19 protein-coding genes are annotated in these 16,836 nt (G+C 50.4%); 12 read left to right on the forward strand and 7 right to left on the reverse strand.

Annotated elements, in window-relative coordinates; all coding sequences use genetic code 11:
• The 4 genes from ACM615_RS14240 (at position 1) to blc (ending at position 2,166) form a co-directional block, all read left to right on the forward strand.
• A complete protein-coding gene (locus ACM615_RS14240) occupies positions 1-726 on the forward strand; it encodes a succinate dehydrogenase/fumarate reductase iron-sulfur subunit (protein ID WP_238484726.1) in 726 nt (241 codons plus the stop codon).
• An 11-nt stretch (positions 727-737) separates the two neighbouring features.
• Entirely contained in the window at positions 738-1,148 is a 411-nt protein-coding gene (frdC, locus tag ACM615_RS14245) for a fumarate reductase subunit FrdC (RefSeq protein ID WP_431012066.1), read from the forward strand.
• 9 nt (positions 1,149-1,157) lie between these two features.
• Positions 1,158-1,517, forward strand: coding sequence for a fumarate reductase subunit FrdD (gene frdD / locus ACM615_RS14250; protein ID WP_279919924.1), 360 nt, complete (start codon positions 1,158-1,160; stop codon positions 1,515-1,517).
• A 124-nt stretch (positions 1,518-1,641) separates the two neighbouring features.
• A complete protein-coding gene (gene blc, locus ACM615_RS14255; RefSeq protein WP_431012067.1) occupies positions 1,642-2,166 on the forward strand; it encodes an outer membrane lipoprotein Blc in 525 nt (174 codons plus the stop codon).
• A gap of 84 nt (positions 2,167-2,250) precedes the next feature.
• Here the strand turns inward: blc and ACM615_RS14260 are convergent, their stop codons facing one another.
• The 3 genes from ACM615_RS14260 to efp all read right to left on the reverse strand — a co-directional run bounded on the left by ACM615_RS14260 (position 2,251) and on the right by efp (position 3,296).
• Positions 2,251-2,385, reverse strand: a complete 135-nt coding sequence (locus ACM615_RS14260) for an entericidin A/B family lipoprotein (protein ID WP_014333643.1) — start codon at positions 2,383-2,385, stop codon at positions 2,251-2,253.
• 120 nt (positions 2,386-2,505) lie between these two features.
• Positions 2,506-2,634, reverse strand: a complete 129-nt coding sequence (locus ACM615_RS14265; protein ID WP_013573743.1) for an entericidin A/B family lipoprotein — start codon at positions 2,632-2,634, stop codon at positions 2,506-2,508.
• A 95-nt stretch (positions 2,635-2,729) separates the two neighbouring features.
• Complete coding sequence (gene efp / locus ACM615_RS14270) at positions 2,730-3,296, reverse strand: elongation factor P (RefSeq protein WP_431012068.1); 567 nt, start codon at positions 3,294-3,296, stop codon at positions 2,730-2,732.
• 38 nt (positions 3,297-3,334) lie between these two features.
• Between efp and epmB the strand changes: the two genes are divergently transcribed.
• The gene (gene epmB, locus ACM615_RS14275; protein ID WP_120162437.1) at positions 3,335-4,363 is read left to right on the forward strand and encodes an EF-P beta-lysylation protein EpmB; all 1,029 of its coding nucleotides are present in this window, start codon (positions 3,335-3,337) and stop codon (positions 4,361-4,363) included.
• A 209-nt stretch (positions 4,364-4,572) separates the two neighbouring features.
• On the opposite strand, the gene ACM615_RS14280 is transcribed toward epmB, so the two are convergent.
• The 4 genes from ACM615_RS14280 to ACM615_RS14295 form a co-directional block, all read right to left on the reverse strand.
• Positions 4,573-4,917, reverse strand: coding sequence for a DUF4156 domain-containing protein (locus ACM615_RS14280; protein WP_112289755.1), 345 nt, complete (start codon positions 4,915-4,917; stop codon positions 4,573-4,575).
• A gap of 301 nt (positions 4,918-5,218) precedes the next feature.
• Positions 5,219-6,865: a chaperonin GroEL gene (groL, locus tag ACM615_RS14285; RefSeq protein WP_112289754.1), complete on the reverse strand. Its 1,647-nt coding sequence runs from the start codon at positions 6,863-6,865 to the stop codon at positions 5,219-5,221.
• Between the two features lie 53 nt (positions 6,866-6,918).
• Positions 6,919-7,212 carry a co-chaperone GroES gene (locus tag ACM615_RS14290; RefSeq protein WP_009636718.1) on the reverse strand — a complete coding sequence of 98 codons (294 nt, stop codon included), beginning with the start codon at positions 7,210-7,212 and terminating at the stop codon, positions 6,919-6,921.
• Between the two features lie 214 nt (positions 7,213-7,426).
• Positions 7,427-7,918 carry an FxsA family protein gene (locus ACM615_RS14295; RefSeq protein WP_014333639.1) on the reverse strand — a complete coding sequence of 164 codons (492 nt, stop codon included), beginning with the start codon at positions 7,916-7,918 and terminating at the stop codon, positions 7,427-7,429.
• A 386-nt stretch (positions 7,919-8,304) separates the two neighbouring features.
• Between ACM615_RS14295 and aspA the strand changes: the two genes are divergently transcribed.
• From aspA to ACM615_RS14330, 7 genes are all read left to right on the forward strand, one after another.
• A complete protein-coding gene (gene aspA, locus ACM615_RS14300) occupies positions 8,305-9,741 on the forward strand; it encodes an aspartate ammonia-lyase (RefSeq protein ID WP_112289751.1) in 1,437 nt (478 codons plus the stop codon).
• Between the two features lie 153 nt (positions 9,742-9,894).
• Positions 9,895-11,196, forward strand: coding sequence for an anaerobic C4-dicarboxylate transporter (locus ACM615_RS14305; protein WP_113877072.1), 1,302 nt, complete (start codon positions 9,895-9,897; stop codon positions 11,194-11,196).
• 205 nt (positions 11,197-11,401) lie between these two features.
• Positions 11,402-13,132 (forward strand): protein-disulfide reductase DsbD, encoded by a 1,731-nt coding sequence (locus ACM615_RS14310; protein WP_431012069.1) that lies wholly within the window; start codon positions 11,402-11,404, stop codon positions 13,130-13,132.
• A gap of 43 nt (positions 13,133-13,175) precedes the next feature.
• Positions 13,176-13,751 carry a division control transcriptional repressor DicD gene (dicD, locus tag ACM615_RS14315; protein ID WP_112289746.1) on the forward strand — a complete coding sequence of 192 codons (576 nt, stop codon included), beginning with the start codon at positions 13,176-13,178 and terminating at the stop codon, positions 13,749-13,751.
• Between the two features lie 355 nt (positions 13,752-14,106).
• A complete protein-coding gene (locus tag ACM615_RS14320) occupies positions 14,107-15,132 on the forward strand; it encodes a S66 family peptidase (RefSeq protein ID WP_431012070.1) in 1,026 nt (341 codons plus the stop codon).
• Between the two features lie 255 nt (positions 15,133-15,387).
• Positions 15,388-16,278, forward strand: coding sequence for a winged helix-turn-helix domain-containing protein (locus ACM615_RS14325; protein ID WP_159282469.1), 891 nt, complete (start codon positions 15,388-15,390; stop codon positions 16,276-16,278).
• A complete protein-coding gene (locus tag ACM615_RS14330) occupies positions 16,268-16,822 on the forward strand; it encodes a FidL-like protein (RefSeq protein WP_113878359.1) in 555 nt (184 codons plus the stop codon). Before ACM615_RS14325 ends, ACM615_RS14330 begins: the two co-directional genes overlap by 11 nt.
• Positions 16,823-16,836: the final 14 nt, after the last annotated feature.

Consider the following 16,836-nt stretch of genomic DNA (forward strand, 5'->3'; position numbering starts at 1 on the left):
ATGCGCAGCCTGAAGGTTGAAATCATGCGCTATAACCCGGAAACGGACAGCGCGCCGCATCCGGTGGTGTATGACGTGCCTTTCGATGAAACAACGTCTCTGCTCGATGCTCTGGGCTACATCAAGGACCATCTCGCCGCTGACCTTTCCTACCGCTGGTCATGTCGTATGGCGATTTGCGGCTCGTGCGGCATGATGGTGAACCGTGTGCCAAAGCTGGCGTGCAAAACGTTCCTGCGGGAATACCCGGACGGTATGCAGGTCGAGGCACTCGGTAACTTCCCGGTAGAACGTGATCTGGTGGTCGATATGACCCACTTTATCGAAAGCCTGGAAGCCATCAAACCTTATATCATCGGCAACACCCGCACGGTCGGGGAAGGCCCAGGTAAACAAACCCCGGCGCAAATGGAGAAATATCACCAGTTCTCCGGCTGCATCAACTGTGGTTTATGTTACGCCGCCTGCCCGCAATTCGGTCTGAATCCGGAGTTCATTGGCCCGGCCGCTATCACGCTGGCGCACCGCTATAACCTCGATAACCGCGACCACGGCAAAGCACAACGTATGCCGCAGTTAAACGGTCAGAACGGTGTCTGGAGCTGTACGTTTGTCGGTTATTGCTCCGAAGTCTGTCCGAAGCACGTCGACCCTGCCGCCGCCATTCAGCAAGGCAAAGTCGAAAGCTCAAAAGACTTCATGATAGCGAGGCTCAGACCGCAATGAGGGAAGAAAATATGACGACTCAAAGTACGGGCAGCAAACGCAAACCCTACGTACGTGAGATGAAAGCCAGCTGGTGGAAAAGCTTACCTTTCTACCGTTTTTATATGATGCGCGAAGGCACGGCGGTTCCGGCTGTATGGTTTAGCCTTTTGCTGCTGGCAGGGGTTTTCTCGTTACGTAACGGGCCGGAAAGCTGGGCGGGTTTTGTGCATTTTCTGCAAAATCCGGTGGTCATGCTGATTAATCTGATCGCCCTGTTTGCCGCTTTATTGCATACCAAAACCTGGTTTGAACTGGCACCGAAAGCCTCGATCGTGGTGGTGAAAGGTAAAAAAATGGGGCCGGAGCCAGTGATTGCGGGTTTCTGGGGCGTGACCATTGTCGTGACGCTGGTTGTTCTCGTCATCGCACTGTTTCTTTAAGGAGGCGACATGAAAAATATTCTTCCTAAACGTTCAGACGAGCCGGTGTTCTGGGGATTGTTTGGGGCAGGCGGTATGTGGAGCGCAATTTTCGCGCCAGTGATGATTCTGCTGGTGTGCTTCCTGCTGCCGCTGGGTTTCTTCCCCGGCGACGCCCTGAGTTATCCGCGTGTGCTGGCGTTCGCGCAGAGCTGGATCGGACGCCTGTTCCTGCTGCTGATGATCGTGCTGCCGCTTTGGTGCGGACTGCACCGGATCCATCACGCCATGCATGACCTGAAGATCCACGTTCCGGCCGGAAAATGGGTATTCTACGGTCTGGCAACGATCTTAAGTATTGTTACTCTTATCGTACTGATCCGTCTGTGATCCCTTAAGATCTGACTTTCCAGCGGCCGGCTCTCTGGCCGCTGTTTTCGTTTTCTTCCCCACTTGTTTTTCCTTTTCCTTTTTGTTACCTACACTTAGAGAACAACCTAAGGAAGGAGACTCTATGCGTATCTGGTCAAAACTCGGCGTCATCGTCACAGCACTCATGTCTGTGGCCTGTAGCGTCACACCACCAAAAGACGTCAACGTCGTTAATAACTTCGAACTCAGCCGCTATCTTGGCACCTGGTATGAAGTCGCCAGACTGGATCATAGTTTTGAAAGCGGGCTGGAACGCGTCACGGCCAATTACAGCCTGCGCGACGACGGCGGTGTGAAAGTCATTAACCGCGGGTTTAATCCGCAGAAAAACAAATGGCAAGAAAGCGAGGGCAAAGGATACTTCACGGGTTCTGCGGACCGGGCGGCGCTTAAGGTGTCATTCTTTGGCCCGTTCTATGGCGGCTATAACGTCATTGAGCTGGATAAAGATTACCGCTACGCGCTGGTCTGCGGGCCGGATAAAAGCTATTTGTGGATCCTGTCGCGCGCACCGACACTGGATGACAGCGTGAAGCAGAAGCTTCTGCAAACTGCGCAGCGATACGGATTTGATACCAGCAAACTGGTATGGGTGAAACAGCCTTAATTTACCTCATTTCCGGACGCCATAAACAACACTGCCTGCATCAATGTGCAGGCAGACTTCAGCTTACTTCAGGTGATTCACCCGCTATTGCGCGCTTTTCTGGATTGCTTGCCCACCCGCAGACACATCTTCACCCACGCCACGCGTGGTATTGCAGGCAGTCAACGCAGAAGACAGAACAAGAACAGATAAGATAGCGAGGATACTTTTCTTCAGCATATAAATTTCCTTCCTATAAGAGAATGTAAAGTACGACACTTTTAGTGTAGCTAACTTTCTGGATAGAGAAGGAAACAGGCAGGATTTTTAGGAAAGTTGGTAAAAATGAGGCTGAAGGGATCAGCCTGCTTTGGAAATCGCGCCACCCAGATGCTGGATGTCTTCACCGAAACCATGAACCGTGTTGCAGCCGGATAACGAAGCCAGCAACATCACTGAAACTACGATAAACATCATCTTCTTCAACATGGTAAACACAATCCAATTCAACAAGTTGGGGCTGGAAAGCTGCGACAGGCTTTCACCTGCGGCAGCTTTCATCCGACGTAATAAGCGTTGAGAACTTATTTAACGCGGGAAACGTATTCGCCAGAGCGGGTGTCACAACGGACGATTTCGCCGATCTGCACGAATAATGGCACTTTAACCACAGCGCCGGTGCTCAGGGTTGCTGGCTTGCCGCCGGTACCTGCGGTATCACCTTTCAGGCCCGGATCAGTATCAACAACTTCAGCTTCGATGAAGTTCGGTGGCTGAACAGCGATAGGACGACCATCCCACAGAGTTACGATACATTCTGCGTTGTCCTGCAGCCAGTTAGAGGCGTCAGAAACGGTTTTCTCTTCAACCTGATGCTGTTCGAAAGTCTCAGGGTGCATGAAGTGGTAGAACTCACCATCGTTGTACAGGTAGTTCATGTTGGTATCTACAACGTCAGCGCCTTCGCATGAGTCAGTAGATTTGAATGTTTTTTCTACACGGGAACCGGTCAGCAGACGACGCATTTTAACGCGTGCGAAAGCCTGGCCTTTGCCTGGTTTTACGAATTCACTGGATTCGATAGCGTAAGGCTCGCCCTCGAACATGATTTTAAGACCCGGACGGAAATCGTTGCTAGAATAAGTCGCCATGATGGCCCTCTAATTTTAAACTGGTATTAGCCAAAAAAATGGCAAACATTGTAACCCTAAACACGCCATTTAGAGAAGATTGGTTGTATCAACTCGGCGATGTTATCACTGACCCGGATGAACTGCTTACTCTTCTGGCACTTAACGACAATGCAGAACTGCAAAGTGGGCGTGAAGCCCGTCGTTTGTTCCCGCTTCGCGTACCCCGCGCCTTTGTGGCACGTATGCAGCCGGGCGATCCACAGGATCCTTTATTGCTTCAGGTATTGACCGCACGCGAGGAATTTATCGCCGCGCCGGGCTTTACCACCGACCCGCTTGATGAACAACGCAGCGTTGTTCCGGGTCTGTTGCACAAGTATAGCAATCGTGCCCTGTTACTGGTGAAAGGCGGATGTGCGGTGAATTGCCGCTACTGTTTCCGTCGTCATTTCCCGTATCAGGACAACCAGGGAAATAAGGCCAACTGGGTTCAGGCGCTGGATTATATCCGCACACGCCCCGAACTCGATGAAATTATTTTTTCCGGCGGTGATCCGCTGATGGCGAAAGATCACGAACTCGACTGGCTGATCGGTGAACTGGAAGGCATCGCACACATTAAACGTCTGCGTATTCATACGCGTCTGCCGGTGGTGATCCCTGCACGTATCACGGATACCTTTTGCCAGCGCCTTGAAAAATCACGCCTTCAGGTGCTGATGGTGACGCATATCAATCACGCCAATGAAATTGATGATGCGCTGCGCGCCAGCATGGCGAAGCTGAAACACCACGGCGTGACGCTGCTTAACCAAAGTGTGCTGCTGCGTGGCGTGAATGATTCTGCTGATGTGCTGGCGACACTGAGCAATGCGCTGTTTGATGCCGGTATTCTGCCTTACTACATCCACGTGCTGGATAAAGTCCAGGGCGCGGCGCATTTCATGGTCAACGACGACGAAGCGCGCGTCATCATGAAAGGGCTGATGAGTAAGGTGTCTGGTTATATGGTACCGAAGCTGACCCGCGAGATTGGCGGCGAGCCGAGTAAAACCATTCTGGATCTGCGGCTGAAGCAGTCTTAACACGCATTTCTTACCCCAAATTAAATCAAGTTGCGGGAAGGCGGCAAGTGATGGAGTCCCAATGAGCTTACTCAGGTAAGTGATTCGGGTGACTGAACGTAGCCAACGCACCGGTGGCTTGAGATATGAAGGGGGAACGCAAAAAGGGATGCCACTGGCATCCCTTTATTCTATCTGGCATTCACGCAATTAAACGGCGTACAGCCCGACTATGAGCACTTATAAACCTGGCCGACCATTTTGCTGTCAACCGGTGCAAAGCTGGACAGGAAGTTTTGGGACGGGCTGTTGGCACCATAAATAGTGTTGCCGCCCATCGCTGCCGCTTTGTTACGCAGGTCATTGGCTGCACCACGCATGGAGCTACCGTCACCGCCGGTACCGGAGAACCAGTTGCTTTGGGCACCGGTGACTTCGCCAAGCAGCTGACAATTTGCGCCTGGTTTGTCATCCGTGAATTTCACCTGCTGGCCCGCTGCATCCAGTTGATGAGTGGTACTGCACCCGGCAAGCAGCGCGATAGCTGACAGGCCCAGTAACATTTTAATCCGCATCACTTTCCCCATTTGTTTTTGTAATCACATAAAGCCTATCAGAAAACACCTGGCTCTCTTAGGCATCCGCTGCCACGTATGCCCAAGGTTTGCGCTATCGGAATCAATCCGAAAATCACGCAAAAATGAGTCTACACGTTAATGGCCGACGACAATGAGAGTTATCTTACTGAACCCGATAAAAAATGGTCAAATAAAAAAACCCGGCCTTTTCAGACCGGGTTTCTTCAGTACGTTGTGTCAGTGAACAAAAATGTCCGCTGATTTCGCGTACCTGCGGATGAACGCAGGGGGATGATGATTACATCATGCCGCCCATACCGCCCATGCCACCCATACCGCCAGCGCCGCCCATATCGACTTTATCGTCTTTAGGCAGGTCGGTGATCATGCACTCAGTGGTGATCATCAGGCCAGCTACAGAAGACGCGTACTGCAGAGCAGAACGGGTTACTTTAGTTGGATCCAGGATACCCATTGCGATCATGTCGCCGTATTCTTCGGTGTAAGCGTTGTAGCCGAAGCTGCCTTCGCCCGCTTTCACTTTGTTGGCGATAACAGAAGCTTCTTCACCTGCGTTCACAACGATCTGACGCAGTGGAGATTCCATTGCGCGCAGAGCAACGCGAATACCCACGTTCTGGTCGTCGTTGTCGCCGGTCAGGTTAGCCAGAGTGTGAGCAACGCGGATCAGCGCAACACCACCACCAGCAACTACGCCTTCTTCTACCGCAGCACGGGTTGCGTGCAGGGCATCTTCAACGCGAGCTTTTTTCTCTTTCATTTCAACTTCAGTCGCTGCGCCAACTTTCAGAACAGCTACGCCGCCTGCCAGTTTAGCCACACGCTCTTGCAGTTTTTCGCGGTCGTAATCAGAAGTCGCTTCTTCGATCTGCTGACGGATCTGAGAAACACGGCCCTGAATAGTTGCTTCTTCGCCAACGCCATCGATGATGATGGTGGTGTCTTTGTTGATAACAACACGTTTCGCCTGACCCATATCTTCCAGAGTCGCTTTTTCCAGTTCCAGACCGATCTCTTCAGAGATAACGGTACCGCCGGTCAGAGTGGCGATGTCCTGCAGCATAGCTTTACGACGGTCGCCGAAGCCTGGTGCTTTAACCGCAGCCACTTTCACGATGCCACGCATGGTGTTCACTACCAGGGTCGCCAGGGCTTCGCCTTCAACGTCTTCAGCAATGATCAGCAGTGGTTTACCGGCTTTCGCAACGGCTTCCAGTACTGGCAGCATTTCGCGGATGTTAGAAATTTTCTTGTCAGCCAGCAGGATGAACGGGCTTTCAAGTTCAACAGAACCGGTTTCTGGTTTGTTGATGAAGTATGGAGACAGGTAACCGCGGTCGAATTGCATACCTTCAACAACGTCCAGCTCGTCTTGCAGGCCGGTACCTTCTTCAACAGTGATGACGCCTTCTTTGCCTACTTTTTCCATCGCTTCAGCGATCAGTTTGCCGACAGTTTCGTCGGAGTTAGCAGAGATGGTACCAACCTGTGCGATAGCTTTAGAGTCAGCGCAAGGGACAGATAATTTTTTCAGTTCTTCAACCGCATGAACGACAGCTTTGTCGATACCGCGTTTCAGATCCATCGGGTTCATACCGGCGGCAACAGCTTTCAGGCCTTCAGTGATGATGGCTTGTGCCAGAACGGTTGCGGTAGTCGTACCGTCACCCGCTGCATCGTTCGCTTTGGACGCGACTTCTTTCACCATTTGTGCACCCATGTTTTCGAACTTGTCTTCCAGTTCGATTTCACGTGCAACGGACACGCCGTCTTTAGTAATGGTTGGTGCGCCGAAAGATTTGTCCAAAACCACGTTGCGGCCTTTAGGGCCCAGGGTCACTTTTACTGCATCAGCAAGGATGTTTACGCCACGCAGCATTTTCACACGGGCGTCGTTACCGAATTTTACTTCTTTAGCTGCCATTGTTAATTTCCCTTAAATTCGTTCTGTTCAGAAAAAAGTGGATCGGGGGACGATCAGGCTTCTACGATTGCCAGAATGTCGCTCTCAGACATGATCAACACTTCTTCATTGTCGATCTTCTCAGCTTTAACGCCGTAACCGTCGTTGAAAATGACGATGTCGCCAACTTTCACGTCCAGCGCTTTAACTTCACCGTTTTCCAGAATGCGACCATGGCCGACAGCCAGGATTTCGCCACGGGTAGATTTACCAGCAGCTGAGCCAGTCAGAACGATGCCGCCAGCGGATTTAGATTCTACTTCTTTACGCTTGACGATAACGCGGTCATGCAATGGACGAATTTTCATTGATAACTCTCCTGTGAGCGGGTCCATATCTATTTTTAGGGTTGAATGCCTGGCAAAACCTGCCTGGCCTCGTGGTTTGTTTAATGGGGGCGATACCCTGCCCTTCAAGGGGAAGAACAGAAAAATTTTCGCTTTTTCTTTCGCTGCTCTGACCGCTAAAAATCGGCTTTCACAGCGCTTCCCAACAATCTTTTAACAATCAAGGCCACAGAGATTAGCGATCGCGGTGCTCTGTGTCGTCATCTTTTTTTGGTGAAACCAGACGTTCCTGCGTTTCATCCGTGCGCTGAAACTCGCCGTCAAAGGTATTTCCTGTCGGCGCGCTGCTCCCCCAGTTGCCGCCAGAGCGGACAATGTTCAGGTGCGGCATCAGTTTTAAGGTCAGGCGTTTCTGTATTGGCGGTAACAACAGCAGTAAGCCGAGGAAATCGGTAAAGAAGCCCGGTACCAGCAACAGGAAACCGGCAATCACCAGCGAAACGCTTTTCACCATTTCAGCTGCCGGGCTTTCCCCGACCGCCAGCTTTTGCTGCAACTGCATAAAGGTTTTCATGCCCTGATTTTTCACCAGAGAAACACCCACGCAGGAAGTAAACACCACCAGCAATAATGTTGTGGCAACACCGACCACCGCAGCCACCTTGATAAATAAGGTGATTTCGATGTAGGCCAGCAGAAATAACAGTAATAACGGTAACCAGCGCACCGCATTCTCCTTGTAATTAGGCTCCGAAAACTCTGTCGTAAAATACGGTCACAGAGGCAATCGAAACCAGGAATAAGTGCCTGCTCAGGATCTTTACTTTCAAAGAAATGCAGGCTGACTACACTGAGATGGTGCTACATCACAGTGATTTCAAGCGTCAGACCTGATTTAATTGAGCCGCTGAATGAATTGTGAGAATTCTCACAGATACCAAAAACATGCACAGTAATAGGGCAGGATAGTGATCTTAGTACGTGCAATTCGCCTGAAGCAGCATATGATCGCCTTCGTTGCCAAAACAAAGGTTGATCGTTTTATATTTAACACGGTAAGTAACATAATTTTAAACATCGCATAACACATTCAGTACCGAAGAGAAGGTTCTCATGTCAAACACCATTCGTATCGAGGAAGACCTGCTGGGCACGCGCGAAGTACCGGCAGAAGCTTATTACGGCATTCACACCCTGCGGGCGATTGAAAACTTCTATATCAGCAACACCAAGATCAGCGATGTCCCTGAGTTTGTTCGTGGCATGGTGATGGTGAAAAAGGCGGCGGCTCTGGCCAATAAAGAGCTGCGCACCATCCCACGTCATATTGCGGACATCATTATTCAGGCGTGCGATGAAGTGCTTGATAAAGGCAAATGCATGGACCAGTTCCCTATCGACGTCTATCAGGGCGGTGCGGGAACCTCGGTAAATATGAACACGAATGAAGTACTGGCGAACATCGGTCTGGAACTGATGGGACACCAGAAAGGCGATTATCAGTTCCTGAATCCAAACGATCATCTGAACAAATGCCAGTCCACCAATGATGCCTACCCGACCGGTTTTCGTATCGCCGTGTACACCTCTTTGCTGAAACTGGTTGATGCGATTTCTCAGCTGGGCGACGGTTTCGAGCGTAAAGCGGTAGAGTTCGAAAACATCATCAAAATGGGACGCACGCAGTTGCAGGATGCGGTTCCGATGACCCTCGGTCAGGAATTCCACGCATTCAACGTGCTGCTCAAAGAAGAAACCCGCAACCTGATGCGCACCGGCGAATTACTGCTGGAAGTGAACCTCGGCGCGACGGCGATCGGTACACGTCTGAACACACCGGAAGGTTATCAGCAGCTGGCAGTAGAGAAACTGGCTGAAGTCAGCAATCTGGCATGCGTACCGGCAGAAGACCTTATCGAAGCGACGTCTGACTGCGGCGCTTACGTGATGGTTCACAGCTCACTGAAACGTCTGGCGGTTAAACTTTCCAAAATCTGTAACGACCTGCGCCTGCTCTCTTCCGGCCCGCGCGCTGGCCTGAACGAAATCAATCTGCCAGAATTGCAGGCCGGTTCTTCTATCATGCCAGCCAAAGTTAACCCGGTTATCCCGGAAGTGGTGAACCAGGTGTGCTTCAAAGTCATCGGTAACGACGTATGCGTCACCATGGCAGCCGAAGCAGGTCAGTTACAGCTGAACGTGATGGAACCGGTGATTGGTCAGGCGATGTTTGAGTCAGTGCATATTCTGACGAACGCCTGCTACAATCTGCTGGAAAAATGCATCAACGGCATTACGGCCAACAAAGAAGTGTGCGAGTTCTACGTCTTCAACTCTATCGGTATCGTCACCTATCTCAACCCGTTCATCGGCCACCACAATGGCGATATAGTCGGGAAGATCTGTGCGGAAACCGGCAAGAGTGTCAGAGAAGTGGTGCTTGAGCGCGGATTGCTGACTGAAGCCGAGCTGGACGACATTTTCTCTATCGAGAACCTGAAGCATCCGGCCTACAAAGCGAAACGCTATACTGATGAAAATGAACAGTAACAGATTAAATTACTGACCTTTTAAAGGCTCGTTGTTCTGCGGAATAACGGGCCTTTTTACTTTTTGCGACACAACAATTACATAACAATTAATTATCAATTCCTTATTAATTATCAATCCCTTAAGGAGTAGCAGGATTATGGACGGACAACCATGCTAATCATCGAACTTATTATTGTACTGGCAGCGATTTTCCTCGGCGCGCGCCTGGGCGGTATCGGCATCGGATTCGCCGGAGGACTGGGCGTGCTGGTGCTGGCGCTGATTGGCGTCAAACCGGGTACCATCCCTTTTGATGTTATCTCCATCATCATGGCGGTGATCGCGGCTATCTCAACCATGCAGGTGGCGGGCGGGATGGATTATCTGGTGCAGCAAACTGAAAAGCTGCTGCGCCGTAACCCTAAGCACATTACGATCCTCGCCCCCATCGTCACTTATTTCCTGACGATTATGGCCGGTACCGGCAACATCTCGCTTTCCGCCCTGCCCGTGATTTCAGAAGTGGCGAAAGAACAGGGGATCAAACCCTGTCGTCCGCTTTCGACTGCCGTCGTTTCCGCGCAGATAGCGATTACCGCATCCCCCATTTCTGCCGCCGTTGTTTATATGGCGTCAACCATGGAAGGCCACGGCGTCAGTTATTTGCATCTGCTGATGGTGATGATCCCGGCAACGCTGGCCGCTGTTATCCTGATGTCGCTGATTGTCAGCTGGTGCTTTGACTCCAAACTTTCCAACGATCCGGTTTACCTGAAACGTTATGAAGAAGGGCTGATTGAGCTGCGTGGCGATAAGGTCTTGGAAATCAAACCTGGCGCAAAACTCTCCGTGTTGTTGTTCCTGCTCGGCGTTTTTGGTGTGGTCGGATACGCAGTGATCAACAGCCCGAGTCTGGGCTGGGTCGCACAACCGGTGATGACCACTAACAGCGCCATTCTGATTATCATGCTCAGCGTCGCGACGTTGATTACTCTGCTGTGCCGTATCGATACGGATTCGATTCTGTCCTCCAGCACCTTTAAATCCGGCATGAGCGCCTGTATTTGTATTCTCGGTGTTGCCTGGCTGGGTGACACTTTTGTGCAGGCCAATCTCGGCTGGATCAAAGAAACGGCAGGCACCCTGATTCAGGCACATCCGTGGCTGCTGGCCGTGATTTTCTTCTTCAGCTCTGCGCTGTTGTATTCACAGGCTGCCACCACCAAAGCCCTGCTGCCGATGGCGCTGGCGCTGAGCGTATCGCCACTGACCGCAGTGGGTTCTTTTGCTGCCGTTTCCGGTTTATTCATTCTGCCAACATACCCGACGCTGGTTGCAGCCGTGCAGATGGATGACACCGGCACCACACGCATCGGACGCTTCGTCTTCAACCATCCGTTCTTTATCCCGGGCACCATCGGCGTGTTCCTGTCGGTACTTTTCGGATTTGGCTTCGGCAGTATTATTCTCTGACAGTTTTTCCGGGGGCTCAGGCCCCCGTTGTTTCTGCATTCTTCCCGCATCAGACCACGTTCAACACCTGCAGGGCTTTCTGCTCACCGATTGTGCGGGGTATACTCGTATTTCATTAACGCGCTGCGGCATGAAGCCGTCCGCTTCTTCTGTCGATTCACTCAGTGGCTGTATATCTGCCGCGACAAAGAGAACTTTACTCCGCATGGATCACCGCATTCTTCGAATTTTCTTCCTGCTTTGCAGCCTGTGTCTTTTGCCCTTTCAGGCGAATGCCTCTTTGTTTGGCAAACCCGCTGCGGCGCAGTTTGTGCCTGTCGATCAGGCTTTCAGTTTTGATTTTCAGCAGCAGGGTCATGACCTTAAACTTAGCTGGCAAATCCGCGACGGCTATTATCTGTACCGCAGTAAAATTGAGCTTGAACCGAAGAATGCGCAGCTCGCCGCCTTCCTTTTGCCGAAGGGGCGCGAACATCACGACGAATTTTTTGGTGACAGCGAAGTTTATGAAAACGCGCTAAATATTGTGGTTCCGATACGTGAGGCAAGCACCGAGGCGACCGTTCGTGTCACTTATCAGGGATGTGCTGCCGCAGGGTTCTGTTACCCGCCGGAAACCCGTGAGGTTCCGCTGAGTGCCGTTACACAACCGGAACGCGCCAGTACACCAGCAACGGATAACGCGCCGGTTATCGCGACGCCTGAAATACAATCCACCCCCCTGCCGTTTTCTCCGCTATGGGCTTTGCTGATCGGCATCGGAATTGCCTTTACGCCTTGCGTGCTGCCAATGTATCCGCTGATTTCAGGCATCATTCTCGGACGCCAGCGCCCTCACAGTATGAAGCGTATCTTCCTGCTGGCATTGGTTTACGTGCAGGGCATGGCGCTGACATACACCCTGCTCGGCATGATAGTGGCCGCAGCAGGCTTGCAGTTCCAGGCGGCGCTGCAAAGTCCGTGGGTACTGATTGTGCTTTCGGTGATGTTCATTGCACTGGCGCTGTCGATGTTTGGCACGTTCAACCTGCAACTTCCTTCTTCTGTGCAGACCCGTCTAGCTTTGTGGAGTAATGAGCAAAAAGGCGGCTCGCTGCCCGGCGTCTTTATTATGGGTGCACTGGCGGGACTGATCTGCTCGCCCTGCACTACCGCGCCGCTCAGCGCGATTTTGTTGTATATCGCCCAGAGCGGGGATCTGCTGGCGGGGGCTGGCACGCTGTATCTGTATGCGCTGGGGATGGGCATTCCGTTGATTATCGCCACGATGTTTGGCAACAAACTGCTGCCACGCAGCGGGCCGTGGATGCAGTACGTCAAGGAAGGTTTTGGCTTTGTGATACTGGCTCTGCCGGTTTTCCTGCTGGAACGCGTGATTGGCGATACCTGGGGACTGCGTTTGTGGAGTCTGCTCGGCGTGGCCTTCTTCGGCTGGGCGCTGGTACTGAGCCTGAAAAGCCAGCGAGGCGTGGTCCGCGTGCTGCAGATAGTCTTCCTTGCGGCGGCACTGATTGTCAGTCGCCCCTTACAGGACTGGGCATTTACGCCAGCCGGTGAAACAACTGCGCCACAGCACGCGTTGAATTTCCAGAAAATCCATAATGTGGGTGAACTGGATGCCGCCCTTCAGGGGGCTCAGGGCAAACGCGTCATGCTGGATTTGTACGCCGACTGGTGTGTGGCATGTAAAGAGTTCGAAAAATATACCTTCTCAGCGCCAGAAGTGCAGAATGAACTGACGAATACCTTGTTGCTGCAGGCTGATGTCACCCAAAACTCCGCGGAACAGAAAGCGTTATTAGAGCGTTTGAAGGTTCTGGGCCTGCCGACGATTTTATTCTTCGGACCTGATGGACATGAGTTGCCACAGTCGAGGGTGACAGGGTTTATGAATGCCGCAGAGTTCAGCGCGCATTTGCAGAAAACCCGCCCTTAAACGACACTACCTTTTGAAGTACGCGAATTGTGAGGAGGCAAACGTGCTACGTGAACAAGTTCTCGATAAAACCCTTAATCTTTTGGAACAACGTGGCCTTGCAACATTGTCACTGGAAACTGTCGCCGAACTGGTGGATGTTCCGCTCAATGAATTACGCCGTTTCTGGCCGGATGCCGAAGCTCTGCTGTATGACAGCCTGCGTTATCATGGTGAACAGATTGATATCTGGCGACGTCAGCTGATGCTCGATGAATCCCTTTCTGCGCCGCAGAAATTACTGGCCCGGTACAAAGTGCTGGATGAGCAGGTGCGCCAGCAACGCTACCCCGGTTGCCTGTTTATCGCCGCCTGTACGTTTTTCCCTGACAGCGATATGCCGATCCATCAGTTAGCTCAGCAACAGAAACTGGCATCCTATGACTACACTCTGGCGCTTTTGCAGGAAATGGGGTCGGATGATGCAGAAATGGTCGCTCAGCAGATGGAACTGATCCTGGAAGGGTGTCTGAGTAAATTGCTGGTTAAGCGCCAGCTGAACGACGTGGAAGTCGCCCGCCGTCTGGCAGAGGATGTGCTGAACGTCGCCCGTTGCCGCGAACATGGCGCGCTTTCCTGACTTCTCTGGTCTTCAGACCCGCGAATTCGCTTTTTTTGAATGAAAAGGCAGCAAACGAACGCATTTTATGTGTTTTAGATGACAAAGCCGTTGACGGCACAGGCCCAATACGGTTTAATGCGCNNGTTAGTCCGAGTCCGGGCACCGTATTTAAAGAAACCAGCCTAACGGCTGGTTTTTTGCTTTCTGCGGTACGGACTCTCCATCGAACCTCATCCCCAATTGTCTGACGCTTGCTCAGCCCACATCATTTCCTGTCCAATCCCCCACTGCTATCCCCTATAAACTCATATTAAACCTGCACTTGAGCTGATACATTGCAGATTGAACATTGAGCAAATTTATAGGATATAAAATGCCTTCGTCCACAAATCCGCTACTCGCATCTCCGTTGAAAACCGGCGATACCGTTGGTTTTTTCTCTGCGTCGTCACCTGTTACTGCTACGGCACCTGAGCGTTTTTCTCGTGGAAAGAAATTTCTTGAAGAAAAAGGATTTGTACTGAAAGCGGGCTCACTGACGGGGCATTCTGACCATTACCGTTCAGGTTCAGTTGCCGCGAGAGCGGAAGAATTCAATCAGCTGATCCGCGACCCGCAGGTGCGTTGTGTGATGTCGACGATTGGAGGCAATAACAGCAATTCCCTGCTGCCTTATCTGGACTACGATGCGCTGCGCGCCGACCCGAAAATCATTATCGGGTATTCCGATTCCACGGCGCTTCTGGCCGGAATTTATGCTCAGACCGGTCTCATCACGTTCTACGGTCCGGCGCTGGTGGCTTCTTTCGGCGAGTTTCCCCCGCTGGTTGATGAAACCTGGGCCTCTTTTGCCGATATCCTGATGACCCGCCATAAAGCGCCTTACCGTTATCCTCTTCCTGCATACTGGACGGACGAAAAGCTCAACTGGAATGACGTCATGCCCGTCAGAGCCAAAAAATTGTATGCAAATACCTGCCGTTTTCTCGGGGCAGGACGCATTGAAGGACGGGTTATCGGCGGGAACCTGAATACTTTATCAGGCATCTGGGGTAGCCCTTATATGCCGGAAATTCATCAGGGCGATATATTGTTTATTGAAGACAGCCTTAAAGATATTGCCACCGTTGAACGCTCTTTCTCGATGCTGAAGCTCAACGGAGTTTTCGATCGTGTGAGCGCCATTCTGCTCGGAAAACACGAACTGTTCGATAATGCCGGTACGGGAAGACAGCCGGCGGACGTGCTGCTGGAGATTCTGAACGGGCAGGAAATTCCCCTGGTCGATGGCTTTGACTGTTGCCACACTCATCCGATGTTAACACTTCCTCTGGGCACTGATATTGTTGTCGACTTTGATCGACAGCGTATCGACATCTCTGGTCATTACCTGCGCTGATACCTCCTAAATCACGTACTACTAAAATTCCGTACGTGATTTATTATCATGTTCCTGTTTCATATCCCGGCCATTTACATTTCAAGCGACTGCTCTGTAAACATTTACTACAGAAATCTGTTTTTAAAATAGAAGGGTTTATACTAACTGCCCTCTGTGAAGCAGTATATAAAGATAAAGCACCCGTAAAGCAGCACTGTACTAATTAACTGATGCGGCGGAAATGACCGAATATTCTAAACAGGGAGGAGTGGAATGCCCATGGTTTATCTGATTGAAAATCAAATAGTCTTCAATCCGGAGGAAAATTCGCTTTCATTACTGAGTGATGATGAAAGTAAGATCACCGTCTCAAATCCTGCACGGAGAATATTATTATTGTTAATCGAACAACAGGGCGTGGTCGTTCAGCGTGAAACATTCTTTAAAAAAGTATGGGATGACTACGGCCTGAACGCTAGCAATAATAACCTTAATCACTGTATCAGCAAATTACGTAAAGTCATCTCAACGCTGGGATACCAAAATGAATTTATCGTTACTGTGCCTAAAGTCGGATTTATCATCCGGAAGGAAATCATTATTGAGACCTGTGCCAATAAGATTGAGACTCAGGTATTAGTAGAAAATAGTGATGAAGTTGCTAAAGAACCCGATATTGTTCTGAGCGGAGCGATGCCGGATGACGAAATAATAAATCATTCTGTGGCGCCACAGCAAAATGCAACTGAACCTGAACCTGAACCTGAACCGCAGAAGGGAAAATATCATCATTATTTTATAATGAGCATTCTGGTCACTGCCGCACTGACAGTCTGGGCAATTTTCATTTTTTACAATGATATGAGCGATCCGAAAGCTGACTTAGAGATTGCCAAAATCGGATCCTGCAGCTTGTACGCTACGGCCCCGGTTTCCCGGTCAAATAAGAGTAATTTTATTCAACTGGCAGAAGATTTTCTGCATAAGAACAATATCTCATGCAAACCAGGACACATTCTTATATTTCAAAGCGAGCTTTTCTCTTCGCCAATAAATACCGGTTCAGTGCGGGAGTTTCTCGCGCAATGCAGCACCGATGACAATCATAAAGCAAGTGTTTGCATAAGCTATTATACAAATGACAGGACCACGCATGATCAGTGATAGAAAATTTATTCCTCCGGGTAAGAAAACCATTATTTTTACGTTACTTCCTGTCGCCGCATTGCTGTTAGTGTTATATGGAATGTCTCTGAGAAAGGACAAGCATACGTTCCCGGTTAATATCCCTTGCAGGGGAAGTATGATCGTAGAAGCACAATATGATCATCAGAGAGCGAAAATGGTGACCTCTCTGTACTTTAGTTTTCTTGATAATCGTAAAATTTTAGTTTCACTCAGTGGAACTGCATATTTATACAATGAGGAAGGGAAGCTGGTAAACAGGAAAACTTTGTTAAGGAATATCTATTATGACTACGTACAGGAGAGCAAAGTGACCGATACCTATTCAATGACCAGCAGACAGATTAACATTGATAGCATAGACAATATGGACTGGGGGATTTCTTCGCTTCTGATGATAAACAGTTTTTTTCTGACCGGGCATACCGATACGATGGTGTTGAAAAAATATGATGACAACACCATGCTGATAGAAAGTAATCAGTCTTCGTTTGCATTATGTGTTTTCAAAAAATCTTTTTAAAAACAGCAAAATGG

This window comes from Rahnella sp. PAMC25617, from assembly GCF_050606005.1.
GTDB classification, from domain to species: Bacteria; Pseudomonadota; Gammaproteobacteria; order Enterobacterales; family Enterobacteriaceae; genus Rahnella; species Rahnella variigena.